This is a genomic window from Bradyrhizobium sp. 172 (genome assembly GCF_023101065.1).
Lineage (GTDB): Bacteria > Pseudomonadota > Alphaproteobacteria > Rhizobiales > Xanthobacteraceae > Bradyrhizobium > Bradyrhizobium canariense_D.
This window is the reverse complement of sequence record NZ_CP064701.1, coordinates 7,007,417-7,020,787: the sequence shown is the minus strand read 5'-3', so window position 1 is coordinate 7,020,787 and position 13,371 is coordinate 7,007,417. Positions and strand designations below refer to the sequence as shown.

The following is a 13,371-nucleotide window of genomic DNA, read 5'->3' as shown; positions in this document are numbered from 1 at the left end:
TCTTGGTCTGTGCGAATGTCTTGACATCCCCGAAAGAGACACCATGACTTCGCTTCCCACGACCATACAGGACGTCTTTAACGAACCGGGCTGCGCCAGGAATGCGAGCAAGTCGAACGTCGAGCGCAAGAATGGATGCACCAAGCAGCTGAAGCCGGGCGGCGTCGCCGGTGGGTGTGCCTTCGATGGCGCCAAAGTCGCACTGCAGCCCTTCACCGACGTCGCCCATCTTGTGCATGGTCCAATCGCCTGTGAGGGCAATTCTTGGGACAATCGCGGTTCCGCCTCCTCCGGCTCCGATCTGTGGCGCAGAAGCTTCACCACGGACATGAGCGAGACCGACATCGTGTTCGGCGGCGAGAAGCGGCTGTACAGGGCAGTCAAGGAGATCACAGAGAAATACGACCCGCAGGCCATCTTCGTCTACCAGACATGCGTGCCCGCAATGATCGGTGACGACATCGATGCGGTCTGCAAGGCAGCCTCCGCCAAACTTGGCAAACCGGTCATTCCCATCAATGCACCGGGATTTGTGGGGTCGAAGAACCTCGGCAACAAGCTCGCAGGCGAAGCACTGCTGGAGCACGTCATCGGTACCGGAGAGCCCGATTACACCACTGCGTATGACATCAACATCATCGGCGAATACAACCTGTCCGGCGAGCTCTGGCAGGTCAAGCCGCTGCTCGATGAGCTCGGAATCCGGATCCTGTCGTGCATCTCGGGGGACGGCAAGTATCGCGAGGTGGCTTATTCGCACCGAGCCAAAGCCGCGATGATGGTCTGCTCAAAGGCAATGATCAACGTCGCACGCAAGATGAGGCAGCGCTACGGCATCCCGTTTTTTGAAGGCTCTTTCTACGGTATTGAGGATTCCAGCGATTCACTACGCCAGATCGCGCGCATGCTGATCGAACGCGGCGCGCCGGCCGAGCTGATGGAACGCACGCAAGCCCTGATCGCACGCGAAGAGACCAAAGCCTGGGCTGCGATTGAACGTTTCAAGCCACGCTTTGCCGTAAAGAGGGTTGTTCTCATCACCGGTGGCGTGAAATCCTGGTCGATGGTGTCCGCTTTGCAAGAGGCCGGGCTCGAGATCGTCGGCACGTCCGTGAAGAAATCGACCAAGAAGGACAAGGAACGTATCAAGGAGTTAATGGGCCAGCACGCCCACATGATCGAGGACATGTCGCCTCGCGAGATCTACAAGATGCTAAAGGACGCAAAAGCCGACATCATGCTCTCCGGCGGCAAGTCGCAATTCGTCGCACTAAAGGCGGCGATGCCGTGGCTCGATATCAACCAGGAGCGCTGCCACGCCTATATGGGCTATATCGGGATTGTCAAGCTCATGGAGGAGATCGAGAAAGCGCTCTACAATCCGATATGGGATCAGCTCCGCCAAGCCGCGCCATGGGATGAGTTCGACCGAAAGCGTCAGGGAAGGACGGTTGCGCAGATGTATGCGCAAGCCGCTGATCCGGTTCGAGACGCGAGCAAGAACGGCGTCAATACGATAAGTCTCGCGAATGAAAATGAGGCCAGCGGTGGCGAGAGCGCGATTGCGGCCCATGGGCTGAACCTCGCCAAGCCATGCACCAATTCCACCTCACGGTGCGTTGCTTGTAAGGACATTCGTTCCGATTTGCAGCCCCCTGCGCTGCAGGCGGCGGAGTAGGGGAACGGCATGGCGATCGTCACTACCTCGAAGAAAGCCTGTTCGGTCAATCCGCTCAAAATGAGCCAGCCGATCGGCGGCTCATTTGCCTTCCTGGGACTGCGCGGCGCGATGCCGCTTTTGCACGGTCCGCAAGGTTGCACCTCCTTCGGGCTAACGCTGTTCGTGCGCCATTTCAATGAAGCCGTGCCGATGCAGACGACGGCCATGAGCGAGGTTGCCACCGTGCTCGGTGGCCACGAGAATCTCGAACAGGCGATCCTCAACATCTACAATCGGCTCGAGCCTGAGATCATTGGTATCAATTCGACTGGCGTCACCGAGACCAACGGCGATGACGTCGAAGCCTTCATCCGGTTGATCCGACAGAAGCATCCGAAGCTCGAAAAGCTGCCCCTTGTCTACGTCTCCACCCCGGATTTCAAGGATGCCTTTCAGGATGGCTGGGGCAAGACAGTGGCGCGGATGATCGAGATGCTTGTGGCTCCCGTCGACACGGCGAGACCGCGCGATATCTCCCGCGTCAACGTGCTACCTGGATGCCACCTGACGCCCGGCGATCTCGACGAGCTGCGCACGATTTTTGAGGATTTTGGGCTCAAGCCCTCGTTCCTGCCGGACGTCGCCGGTTCGCTGGACGGTCACATCCCCGACGAATTCACGCCCACCACGATCGGGGGCATTGGAGTGGACGAGATTGCGACCATGGGGCAGGTGGCCTGGACGATCGCGATCGGCGCGCAGATGCGCCGTGCGGCCGAGGCCATGCAGGTGCGGACAGGCGCGCCGTTCCGCCTGTTCGAGCGGCTCTGTGGCCTTATCCCAAATGACGAATTCATCGCCTTCCTGAGCCAGATCAGCGGGCGGTCGGTGCCCTGGAAATATCGCCGGCAGCGTGGACAGCTGGCAGACGCCATGCTGGATGCACATTTCCATATCGGCGGCCGCAAGCTCGCGATCGGCGCCGAGCCGGACTTATTATTCGATCTCTCCAGCTTGCTCCACGAGATGGGCGCACAGGTAAGTGCTGCGGTGACGACGACGAACTCACCGGTGCTCCAGCGGGTCAGGACCGAGGACGTCCTGATCGGCGATCTGGAGGACCTTGAAGAGCTTGCCAGGTCGCGTGACTGCGACCTCTTGATGTCGCATTCACATGGTCGCCAGGCCGCTTCGCGACTCAATGTCCCGTTCTTCCGGGTAGGCTTTCCGATGTTCGATCGCCTTGGCGCTGCGCACCTCACGATGGTTGGCTATCGCGGCACGCGCGATCTGATCTTTGACATCGCCAATCTGATCATCACGGACCGCGAAGCGAACCATGGGCCGACGCCCGACACCTGGCGATCAAGCTGCGGCGGCCCACAGGTCCATCCACCCCAGTTGCATTGAGCAGGGAGAGAAAACAACCCGGATGAAAGTTGCATTCGCCACTCAGGACTTGAAGCACGTCGATGCCCACTTCGGCTGGGCCAAGAACATCGTGATCTACGAGGTCGGCCCGGACGGGCATCGGTTCATCGAGGCGATCCAATTCGACGGTGACCTCACCGAAGACGGCAATGAGGATAAGCTCGCGCCGAAGATCGAGGCGATCAGGGAGTGCGCAATCCTCTATGTTGCGGCGATTGGCGGCTCGGGTGCTGCGCGAGTCGTCGCCAGGAACATCCATCCGATGAAGGTGCTGCAGCCAGAGCCCATCCACGACCTTTGCGTCAAACTCGAAACCGTGCTGAAGGGGTCGCCGCCGCCCTGGCTGCGGAAGCTGCTCACCAAAAGCCGGGATCGTACGGTGGATTTCGAAGCCTGAAGGAATAAAGATGGCCGATCCGTCTGAAGTCACTCCAGCCGCCGCCGCCGCGGAATGGCCATTTCTGAAAGAGCTCATCAAGATCTGGCGCGCCCAGGACACCCACGGCGCCTGGGAGGGCAAAAAGGATCTTGAGCTGCTCGAACCCTACGTTCTCGATAAGCGCAAGCGCCGTGCGCTGCCGATCGTCGGCAATCCCGACCCGGACACGACATGGCGGCTGGAGCTGTTCTTCGACGCCGTTGCGCTCTCTATCGAGAAGGCAACCGGTGTGATGATCTCGCCAATGCTGAAGATGCATCACGAAGGGTTCGGTCGGATCGTGCTGATCGGCGGCCGGCTCGTTGTCGTGAGCAAGCAGCTGCGCGACGTGCATCGCTTTGGTTTCGACCATCTCTCTGATCTCGCCAATCAAGGCGACAAATTCGTCAACAGCGGCGTTGAGATGATCCGTAAGTTCCCGGAAGTGGCGAGTTGTTGAGGCAAGTGTGAGCGATATCGAAACTCTGAAAGCGGAAATAAAGAAGCTGTCGGCCAAGGCGACCCAGGCCAAGATGGACCTCCACGACCTCTCCGAGGAGCTGCCGGTCAACTGGTCGTCGATCCTGAGCGTGGCCCAGAAGGCCCACGCTGCCTTCAGCGAGCTCGAAAGCAAGCGCCAATATCTCGAGGCGCTGGACAAAACATAGCGGACGGTTAGCCATGTCATTCAGGACCCGCGACGGTCGCAATTGGAGGCCGGACTACCTGGTTTCTATCGATCCCAACAAGTGTATCGGCTGCGGCCGCTGCTACAAGATCTGCGGCCGTGAGGTCATGACGCTGAAGGGGCTAAGCGAGGGTGGCGAGATCATCGATCTCGATGAGGACGACGATGAGCTCGAAAAGAAGGTCATGGTGCTGAAGGACGAAGGCGCTTGCATCGGCTGCAGCGCCTGCGCCCGGGTGTGCCCAACAAACTGTCAGACCCACACACCACCTGGTTGATTCAGCTTTCTCCGACGAGATCGACGAGTGAGTTGTCAGATACAAGCTGGTAGGGAACTCCCAGATCCGACCTGTTCTGGCGTGAAGCCGGCAGTTGCCGAATCGGGCCGCGACCTCGCATGGACCGCCGGCGGCGAAGGCCAGCAGGATCGTGAAAACGACAATGCCGACACCTCGTTGAAGAGTGACTCGCCCTGCATCTCGACCTCGAGACTTTCAGGTGCCTTTACATTTTGAGCGTACCCATGACCGCTACCGGATCGGTCAGGCTGATGAGGCCGCCAGACACGAGCGCCAAAGACAGCGGCAGCGACTAACCAAGGAGACCAGCGGGCTGCCAGAATAGAAAGCCAAGGATAAACGTCGACGTGATCGTGGCGAAGGTGGCAAGCTCGATTCGGGGTACGGCGCGGCTTACCAACGTTGCGAGATCGACGTGGAGCGCTCCCCCGAAGAGCAAGAATGCTAACAGTCCCGGACATCGCGACGGACGTGAAGTCGATCTGGAGCACTGTCTTTGTTAGCGCTTCGAGCAGATGCGTGGCGACGAAGGCAGAGATCCCGCGTTTGCCTGACGCTTCTGGCTCGATTGCAAGGTTCGCGATAGTGATGACGAAACAGTGGATCAGCATACCGTAAGCCCTGTGCAAAAAAGCGGGCTTCGTGCCCCAAACCTTCATTGGGAACGCGTGTGCGCGGATCTCATTATGGCCTGCCTGCAACAGCAGTCCACTTGCGAGAGGCCGCATATATTCCAGCAACTGGAATCGTCATTCAGGAGAACTGATAAAGAAGGTGTCGCCAGTCTGGCGTCTGACGACTATCCGACACTGTTCTGTCGCCTTTGTTGGTCCGCGACACTGGCCTAGTTCGCGAGCTCTTGTCTGGCCTCAGGCTAATCCGCTGAAAGCAATCACAATCTTTTCCTTCTGCTGGGTCGGCCAAATTGGCACGAGTTTTGAAGCTCCTTCGTTGCGAGCCGGGAGCCGCCGACCGACCTTCATTTCGTGGATGACACCGCGATCGATGGAACGAAGAAAGAAAAGCAAAATGTCAAATCCGCATCAGACAGCATTCTATGGGCAGGGGGCCTCGGCGAAATCGCCCCGATGTTCTCAGCAGTTTGCCCGAGCGCCTGGCGCGCGCCGGTCGGATCAGCCAGCCAACAGGTAAGGAAGATGGACGTGCAAGAAACCACGGCAGCATGCCGGGACGCCTTCGCCGAACTGGCGTCGCCAGCGCGCACCCACGACCCGTATCCGTTTATGCGGTGGTTGCGCGAGCACGATCCGGTGCATCGCGCGGCGTCGGGCCTCTTTCTATTGAGCCGCCACGCCGATATTTACTGGGCGCTCAAGGCCACGGGCGATGCGTTTCGGGCACCGGCGCCGGGCGAACTGGCGCGCTATTTTCCGCGTGCGGCGACCAGCCGGTCACTCAATCTGCTGGCGTCTACAATAGCGATGAAGGACCCACCGGCGCATACGCGTCTGCGCCGGCTGATCTCGCGCGATTTCACCATGCGCCAGATCGAAAACCTGCGGCCGAGCATCGCGCGCATCGTCGCAGCGCGCCTGGACGGCATGGCGCCCGCGCTGGAGCGCGGGGAGCCGGTGGACCTGCATCGGGAATTCGCGCTGGCCTTGCCCATGCTGGTCTTGGCCGAACTGTTCGGCATGCCCCAGGACGACATGTTCGGGCTCGCCGCCGTCATCGACCCCATTCTGAAAGGCCTGGGCCCGCACGCTAGCGACCCCCAGCTCGCCGCGGCCGACGCGGCCAGCGCCAGGGTGCAGGCCTACTTCGGGGACCTCATACAGCGTAAGCGCACCGATCCCCGCCACGACGTCGTGTCGATGCTGGTCGGCGCACACGACGACGATGCCGACACGCTGTCGGATGCGGAGTTGATCAGCATGCTTTGGGGCATGCTGCTGGGCGGCTTCTCAACCACTGCTGCGACCATCGACCATGCGGTGTTGGCGATGCTAGCGTATCCCGAACAGCGGCACTGGCTTGAGGGAGACGCCGTGGGGGTGCAGGCATTCGTCGAAGAAGTCCTGCGCCGCGATTCGCCCGTCATGTTCAGCACCACTATGCGGATCGCCCAGCTCGACATCGAATTGGGCGGCGTGGTGATCCCGAAGAACGCGGACGTGCGCGTGCTGATCGCGGCCGGCAATCGCGACCCGGACGCCTTCGCCGATCCCGACCGCTTTGATCCCGCCCGGTTCTACGGCACCAGTCCCGGCATGTCGACGGACGGAAAGATCATGCTGAGCTTCGGCCACGGCATCCGCTTCTGCGTCGGTGCGCAACTGGCCAGGGTGCAGTTGGCCGAGAGCCTGCCGCGGATCCAGGCGCGCTTCCCCACGCTGGCATTGGCCGAGCCGCCGACCCGGGAGCCCTCCGAGTTCCTTAGGACGTTCCGCGCGCTGCCGGTGCGGCTGCGTGGGCAAGGGGGCTGAGATGCGCGTCGTGGTGGACCAGGATCTGTGCGCAACGACCGGGCAGTGCGTGCTGACGCTGCCGGGCGCCTTTCGCCCGCGCGAACCGGACGGCGTGGCCGAAGTGTGCGTGGCGACGGTCCCGCAGGCGCTACACGCCGCCGTGCGGCTTGCGGCCAGCCAATGCCCAGTCGCCGCCATTCGGGTCATCGAAAGCGACGTTGGCGATGACGAGCGCGCCAGCGCCGACCCTGCGCCTTCTCCGGGAGAGGCCGAGCTGCATGCCGCGAAAGAACAACGCAATCCAGGAGGACACGATGGCGCGGTTTGAAGGCAAGGTGGCCGTGGTGACCGGCGCTGGCGCCGGCATCGGCAAGGCAGCGCCCTCGCCATCGCGCGCGAGGGCGGCAGAGTGGTGGTGGCCCACATTGGTGGCTCGGCGGGCATCGCCTGCACCGCGCAGATCGCGGCCGAAGCGGGCCACGCGGCTGGCCGTGGCCATGGACATCGCGGACGCACAGTCGGTGGCAGCGCTGCTCGAAACGGCGGAGCGGCACTTTGGCGGGGTTGACCTGCTGGTGAACAACGCGAGCGACATGCATCTGACCCCGCGCCACTGCGCGATCCTCGACCCGGACCTGACCGTCTCGGATGAGACCATGGCGACCAATCTGCGCGGCACGCTGCTCTGCTGCCCGCAGGCCATATCGCTCGCGGCGGTGGCGCGATCGTCAACATGGGGTCGTGGCAGGGGCTCAGCGCTGACCCCGCGCAGACGTCCTACGCCGCGTCGAAGGCGGCGATGAAAATGCTGTGGGCCTCGCTCGCCACTCAGTACGGTCATGCGCAGATCCGCTGTAACGCGATTGCGCCGGGTCTCGTCATGACCGAGCGTCTCCTCGCCAAGCTGGACGAGTGCATGCAACGGCATCTGCGGCGGCACCAGCTCCTGCCGCGCGTCGGCTGCGCCGAGGGACGTGGCCGCGCTGGTGGCATTCCTGCTCTACGACGATGCTGCGTTCATCACCGGCCAGGTCGTGTGCATCGACTTCGGCATGCTGGCCCATGTGCCGACGTACGCCGAGCGTGGCAACAGCCGCGCCGCGCGGCCTGCCGGCACACCGCCGAAGCGGCCGCGGCGCCGCGCTGCTGACGGACATGCTGCTCAACCCGCTGGACCGTCGGCACCGGCTGCGGCACGACATCCCGGTCGTGCCCGGCGCTTTCCCCCTGGTGGGGCATCTTCCCGCCATCGTCTGCGACCTGCCGCGCCTGCTGCGGCGCGCGGAAGGGATGCTGGGCAGCCACTTCTGGCTGGATTTCGGCCCTGCCGGACACATGATGACATGCGTGGATCCGGATGCGTTCGCACTGCTCCGGCACAAGGACGTGTCCTCGGCGCTGATCGAAGAGATCGCGCCCGAATTGCTTGGCGGAACGTTGGTTACCCAGGACGGCGGCGCGCACCGGCAGGCGCGCGATGCGATCAAGGCGGCGTTCCTGCCCAAGGGGCTGACCCAGGCCGGCATCGGCGACCTGTTCGTGCCCGTCATCCGAGCGCGGGTGCAGGCGTGGCGCGACCGCGGCGACGTAACTATCCTGCGCGAAACCGGCGACCTGATGCTCAAGCTGATCTTCAGCCTCTTGGGAATCCCCGCGCAGGACCTGCCGGAATGGCATCGCAAGTACCGGCAACTGGTGCAGTTGATCGTCGCGCCCCCGGTCGACCTGCCCGGACTGCCCCTGCGGCGCGGCCGCGCCGCCCGCGACTGGATCGACGCACAGTTGCGCCAATTCGTCCGCGACGTGCGCGCGCATGCCGCGCGCACGGGGTTGATCAACGACCTGGTGAGCGCCTTCGATCGCAGCGATGATGGGATGTCCGACGACGTCCTGGTCGCCAATATCCGCTTGCTGCTGCTTGCCGGTCACGACACCACTGCCTCGACGATGGCCTGGATGGTGATCGAGCTGGCGCGGCAGCCTGTGCTGTGGGACGCCCTGGTCGAGGAGGCGCAACGCGTGGGCGCGGTGCCGACCCGGCACGCGGACCTGGCGCAGTGTCCGGTCGCCGAGGCGCTGTTCCGCGAGACGCTGCGCGTGCATCCGACGGCCACGCTCCTGCCGCGTCGCGCGCTGCAGGAATTGCAACTCGGCCAACGGCGCATTCCCGCGGGCACCCATCTGTGCATCCCGCTGCTCCATTTCTCGACCTCGGCGCTGCTGCACGAGGCGCCTGATCAGTTCCGCCCGTCGCGGTGGCTGCAACGCACGGAGCCGATCCAGCCGGTGGACATGCTGCAGTTCGGTACCGGCCCACACGTCTGCATCGGCTACCACTTGGTATGGCTGGAACTAGTGCAGTTCTGCATCGCCTTGGCGCTCACCATGCACAAGGCCGGGGTGCGGCCACGGTTGCTGAGCGGCGTCGAAAAAGGCCGGCGCTATTACCCAACCGCACATCCGTCCATGACAATCCGCATCGGCTTCTCATGAACTGGCATCGCATCCCCGTGTGGCGAGGCAGCGGCGCCGGCGACGGGCGGCATTGCTGCACTGGGCGCGTGCGCTCGGTGCGACGCCGGCAACACCGCGGCGGCTCGGCGCTCGCCGTGGCCGTGTCAGGTACAAGGACATGAACAACATGCAGACCGGTTCTACGCTACACGACGACCGAACTGGCGTTTCCGCGCTCGGCGGATTGGGCGCGCAGGTGCGCGGCGCATCCGGCAGGCTGCTGCCGGAGATCTGGATGCAGGACGGCGCAAAGCGGGTCGAACAGGCGTTGGCGCGTCTTCTCTGCGCCGAAGACGATGGTGAGGCCGAGCTGATGGCGGCGATGCGCTACGCCACCTTGAATGGTGGGAAGCGCACCCGCGCCTTGCTCTGTCTGGCTGCCGGCGCACTGGCCGACACGCCGGCGCACATGCTCGACGACATCGGCGCCGCCATCGAGATGATCCATGCCTGTACCCTGGTCCACGACGACCTGCCCGCGATGGACGACGACGTGCTTCGCCGCGGCCTTCCGACCGTGCACGTCAAGTTCGGCGAAGCCACTGCGATCCTGGTCGGCGATGCGCTGCAGGCGCACGCCTTCCTGACCCTGGCGAGCCTGGATGTGCCGGCCGACAACCGTATCGCGCTCGTGCGCGAACTGGCGCAGGCGGTGTCCGCCGAGGGTGCCGCAGGCGGGCAGGCCATGGATCTGTCGCTGGTCGGAAAGCACGTCGAGCTGGACAGGATCGTGGCGATGCACCGGATGAAGAGCGGAGCGCTAGTGCGCGCGTCCGTTCGCATGGGCGCGCTATGCACCATCGCCGAGGATGCCGCGCACGCTGCGCTGTACTGTGCGCTCGATCGCTACACCGCCTGTTTCGGCCTGGCGTTGCAGGTGGTCGACGACATTCTCGACGCGACAGCTGATACCGCGACGCTGGGCAAGACCCCCGGCAAGGACGCGGCGGCGCAGAAGCCGACCTGCGCGTCGATCATGGGGCTGCAGGCAGCGCGCCAGTTCGCGCTGGATTTGTTGCGCGACGCCGGGGAGGCCATCGCCCCACTGGGGCCGCGTGCGGAACGGTTGGCGCAGATGCTGCTGCGGGCCAACGCGTATCTGTTCAAGCACGCGCCATGCGCATGAGCGCGCCCGTCTGCGTGGAGTCGCCCCTGTGCCGCTGCGATCGGCGGGCGGGAGCGATGCATGCTGCACTGTGTCCGAGTCCGCGGCGCCAATCGCAGCGGTTGCCCAGAACGGCCGCGGCGCGCTGCGCGCAAGCCTATGCGGCGGACCGGCGCCAGCATCGGCGCGTCGCCGCACCGGAGCAGGGCGACCGTCCGGCGCTGCCCATGCGCGGGGCCGCGACCGGCCCGCGGCGACGTGCGCGGCGTCTGCCCGGACCGTCTGCAGAAGGAAAATCCCGAGTGAACGCGCTTTCCGAACAGATCCTTTCCGAATTGCGCCACCTGCTGAGCGAGATGAGCGACGGCGGCAGCGTCGGCCCGTCGGTCTATGACACGGCGCGAGCTCTACAGTTCCGCGGCAACGTCACCGGTCGGCAGGACGCATACGCATGGCTTATCGCGCAGCAGCAGGCCGATGGCGGATGGGGAAGCGCGGACTTCCCGCTGTTCCGCCATGCGCCCACTTGGGCGGCGTTGCTGGCATTGCAGCGTGCCGATCCTCTTCCCGGCGCTGCCGACGCAGTCCAGGCTGCAACACGGTTCCTCGAGCGCGAGCCCGATCCCTACGCGCATACGGTGCCGGAAGACGCGCCGATCGCCGCGGAGCTGATCCTGCCGCAGTTGCGCGGCGAGGCCGCATCCTTACTGGGCGGCGTGGCGTTTCCGCGCCACCCGGCGCTGTTGCCGTTGCGGCAAGCGTGCCTGGTCAAGCTGGGGGCGGTAGCGACGTTGCCGAGCGGCCATCCGTTGCTGCACTCCTGGGAAGCCTGGGGAACCTCGCTGAGCACCGCATGCCCGGATGACGACGGCAGTATCGGCATCAGTCCGGCGGCCACCGCCGCGTGTCGTGCGCACGCCGTGACACAGGGGAGCACGCCGCAGGTCGGGCGCGCCGACGCGTATCTGCTAGCGGCATCGCGGGCGACGCGCAGCGGCATCGAAGGTGTCGTTCCCAATGTCTGGCCGATCAATGTGTTCGAGCCATGCTGGTCGCTGTACACCCTGCATCTGGCCGGGCTGTTCGCGCATCCCGCGCTCGCCGAGGCGGTGCGCGTGATCGTCGCGCAGCTCGACGCGCGCCTGGGCGTGCGCGGTCTGGGCCCGGCCTTGCACTTCGCGGCCGATGCGGACGACACCGCCGTTGCGCTGTGCGTCCTGCGCCTTGCAGGCCGCGACCCGGCGGTCGATGCGTTACGCCATTTCGAACTCGGCGAGCTGTTCGTCACCTTCCCCGGCGAGCGCAATGCCTCGGTGTCGACCAACATCCATGCTCTGCATGCGTTGCGACTGTTGGGAAAGCCCGCCGCCGGGACCAGTGCCTACGTCGAGGCCAATCGCAACCCGCATGGTGTATGGGACAACGAAAAATGGCACGTTTCGTGGCTGTATCCCACCGCGCATGCGGTCGCTGCGCTGGCGCAAGGCAAGCCCCAGTGGCGCGACGAGCGCGCGCTGGCGGCGCTGCTGCAGGCGCAGCGCGACGACGGCGGCTGGGGCGCCGGTCGCGCGTCCACATTCGAGGAAACCGCCTATGCGCTGTTCGCGTTGTACGCAATGGACCGGAGCGAAGAGCCGACAGGGCGCCGGCGCATCGCGCAGGCGGTGGCGCGTGCGCTCGAGTGGATGCTCGCCCGCCATGCGGCGCATGCATTGCCGCAGACGCCGCTGTGGATCGGTAAGGAACTGTATTGCCCCACCCGGGTCGTGCGCGTGGCCGAGCTCGCCGGGTTGTGGCTGGCGCTTGGTTGGGGGCGGCGCGTCCCGGCCGAGGGAGCAGGAGCGGCGCCATGATCCAGACCGAACGCGCGCTGCAGCAGGTGCTGGAGTGGGGGCGTTCCCTGACCGGGTTCGCCGACGAGCATGCCGTGGAAGCGGTCAGGGGCGGCCAGTACATCCTGCAGCGCATCCAGGCGAGCCTGCGCGACACCAGCGCCCGCACCGGCCGCGATCCGCACGACGAAACGCTGATCGTGGCGTTCTATCGCGAACTGGCGCTGCTGTTCTGGCTCGACGATTGCAACGACCTTGGCCTGATCGCGCCGGAGCAGCTCGCTGCCGTGGAGCAGGCGCTGGGGCAGGGCGTGCCGTGCGCGCTGCCCGGATTCGAGGGATGCGCTGTGCTGCGCGCTTCGCTGGCCGCGCTCGCCTACGATCGTCGCGACTATGTTCAGCTTCTTGACGATACCCGGTGCTACTGCGCGGCGCTGCGCGGCGGACACGCGCAGGCGGTAGGGGCGGAACGCTGGTCCTACGCCGAGTACCTGCACAACGGCATCGATTCGATCGCCTACACGAACGTGTTCTGTTGCCTGTCGTTGCTGTGGGGGCTGGACATGGCGACCTTGCGCGCGCGTCCGGCGTTTCGCGAGGTCCTGCGGCTCATCTGCGCGATAGGGCGCCTGCACAACGATCTGCATGGACGCGACAAGGACAGGTCGGCCGGCGAGGCCGACAACGCGGCGATCCTGCTGCTGCAGCGCTATCCGGCTATGCCTGCGGTGGAGTTCCTCAACGACGAGCTGGCCGGCCATACGCGCATGCTGCACCGGGTGATGGCGGAAGAACGCTTTCCCGCGCCGTGGGGACCGTTGATCGAGGCCATGGCGGCCATCCGCGCGCAGTACTACCAGACCTCGAGCAGCCGCTACCGCAGCGACGCTGCGGGGGAGGCCAGCGTGCGCCGGCCTGAAGGCGCGGGAGGCGGCGGCGTGCGCGCGCTGCCGTCGGTCCGATCCGACGCAACGCCGTCGCCCGATGCGACGGAC

Annotated in this window: 11 protein-coding genes and 2 pseudogenes; all 13 read left to right on the top strand. The window is 64.7% G+C overall.

The window, feature by feature from the left end:
• The first annotated feature begins 43 nt into the window (after positions 1-43).
• The 13 genes and pseudogenes from nifE to IVB07_RS33290 all read left to right on the top strand — a co-directional run bounded on the left by nifE (position 44) and on the right by IVB07_RS33290 (position 13,295).
• Positions 44-1,678 (top strand): nitrogenase iron-molybdenum cofactor biosynthesis protein NifE, encoded by a 1,635-nt coding sequence (gene nifE / locus IVB07_RS33350; RefSeq protein ID WP_247767389.1) that lies wholly within the window; start codon positions 44-46, stop codon positions 1,676-1,678.
• A gap of 9 nt (positions 1,679-1,687) precedes the next feature.
• A complete protein-coding gene (gene nifN / locus IVB07_RS33345; RefSeq protein WP_247391730.1) occupies positions 1,688-3,070 on the top strand; it encodes a nitrogenase iron-molybdenum cofactor biosynthesis protein NifN in 1,383 nt (460 codons plus the stop codon).
• Between the two features lie 22 nt (positions 3,071-3,092).
• Positions 3,093-3,488: a nitrogen fixation protein NifX gene (gene nifX, locus IVB07_RS33340; protein ID WP_247285929.1), complete on the top strand. Its 396-nt coding sequence runs from the start codon at positions 3,093-3,095 to the stop codon at positions 3,486-3,488.
• A gap of 10 nt (positions 3,489-3,498) precedes the next feature.
• Positions 3,499-3,969, top strand: a complete 471-nt coding sequence (locus IVB07_RS33335; RefSeq protein WP_018457677.1) for a NifX-associated nitrogen fixation protein — start codon at positions 3,499-3,501, stop codon at positions 3,967-3,969.
• Between the two features lie 7 nt (positions 3,970-3,976).
• Positions 3,977-4,177: a CCE_0567 family metalloprotein gene (locus IVB07_RS33330; RefSeq protein ID WP_018457678.1), complete on the top strand. Its 201-nt coding sequence runs from the start codon at positions 3,977-3,979 to the stop codon at positions 4,175-4,177.
• A 13-nt stretch (positions 4,178-4,190) separates the two neighbouring features.
• Positions 4,191-4,475 (top strand): ferredoxin III, nif-specific, encoded by a 285-nt coding sequence (gene fdxB / locus IVB07_RS33325; RefSeq protein ID WP_018457679.1) that lies wholly within the window; start codon positions 4,191-4,193, stop codon positions 4,473-4,475.
• A 1,178-nt stretch (positions 4,476-5,653) separates the two neighbouring features.
• The gene (locus IVB07_RS33320; RefSeq protein WP_247767834.1) at positions 5,654-6,943 is read left to right on the top strand and encodes a cytochrome P450; all 1,290 of its coding nucleotides are present in this window, start codon (positions 5,654-5,656) and stop codon (positions 6,941-6,943) included.
• A gap of 1 nt (position 6,944) precedes the next feature.
• Complete coding sequence (locus IVB07_RS33315) at positions 6,945-7,253, top strand: ferredoxin (RefSeq protein ID WP_083926492.1); 309 nt, start codon at positions 6,945-6,947, stop codon at positions 7,251-7,253.
• Positions 7,240-8,075, top strand: a pseudogene (locus tag IVB07_RS33310) (SDR family oxidoreductase). The gene IVB07_RS33315 and the pseudogene IVB07_RS33310 overlap by 14 nt, the downstream one beginning before the upstream one ends.
• A 5-nt stretch (positions 8,076-8,080) precedes the next feature.
• Positions 8,081-9,418: a cytochrome P450 gene (locus IVB07_RS33305; protein WP_026233421.1), complete on the top strand. Its 1,338-nt coding sequence runs from the start codon at positions 8,081-8,083 to the stop codon at positions 9,416-9,418.
• Between the two features lie 148 nt (positions 9,419-9,566).
• A complete protein-coding gene (locus IVB07_RS33300) occupies positions 9,567-10,565 on the top strand; it encodes a polyprenyl synthetase family protein (protein WP_247285969.1) in 999 nt (332 codons plus the stop codon).
• 281 nt (positions 10,566-10,846) lie between these two features.
• A complete protein-coding gene (locus IVB07_RS33295) occupies positions 10,847-12,397 on the top strand; it encodes a hypothetical protein (protein ID WP_247285934.1) in 1,551 nt (516 codons plus the stop codon).
• Positions 12,394-13,295, top strand: a pseudogene (locus IVB07_RS33290) (hypothetical protein). The gene IVB07_RS33295 and the pseudogene IVB07_RS33290 overlap by 4 nt, the downstream one beginning before the upstream one ends.
• The last annotated feature ends 76 nt before the right edge of the window (positions 13,296-13,371 follow it).

What these genes read in the sequence shown, in the direction of transcription:
- IVB07_RS33315 (WP_083926492.1), top strand. Translation starts at nt 6,945, where the DNA reads ATGCGCGTCGTGGTGGACCAGGATCTGTGCGCAACGACCGGGCAGTGC.
- nifX (WP_247285929.1), top strand. Translation starts at nt 3,093, where the DNA reads ATGAAAGTTGCATTCGCCACTCAGGACTTGAAGCACGTCGATGCCCAC.
- fdxB (WP_018457679.1), top strand. Translation starts at nt 4,191, where the DNA reads ATGTCATTCAGGACCCGCGACGGTCGCAATTGGAGGCCGGACTACCTG.
- nifN (WP_247391730.1), top strand. Translation starts at nt 1,688, where the DNA reads ATGGCGATCGTCACTACCTCGAAGAAAGCCTGTTCGGTCAATCCGCTC.
- IVB07_RS33335 (WP_018457677.1), top strand. Translation starts at nt 3,499, where the DNA reads ATGGCCGATCCGTCTGAAGTCACTCCAGCCGCCGCCGCCGCGGAATGG.
- nifE (WP_247767389.1), top strand. Translation starts at nt 44, where the DNA reads ATGACTTCGCTTCCCACGACCATACAGGACGTCTTTAACGAACCGGGC.
- IVB07_RS33305 (WP_026233421.1), top strand. Translation starts at nt 8,081, where the DNA reads ATGCTGCTCAACCCGCTGGACCGTCGGCACCGGCTGCGGCACGACATC.
- IVB07_RS33320 (WP_247767834.1), top strand. Translation starts at nt 5,654, where the DNA reads ATGGACGTGCAAGAAACCACGGCAGCATGCCGGGACGCCTTCGCCGAA.
- IVB07_RS33300 (WP_247285969.1), top strand. Translation starts at nt 9,567, where the DNA reads ATGCAGACCGGTTCTACGCTACACGACGACCGAACTGGCGTTTCCGCG.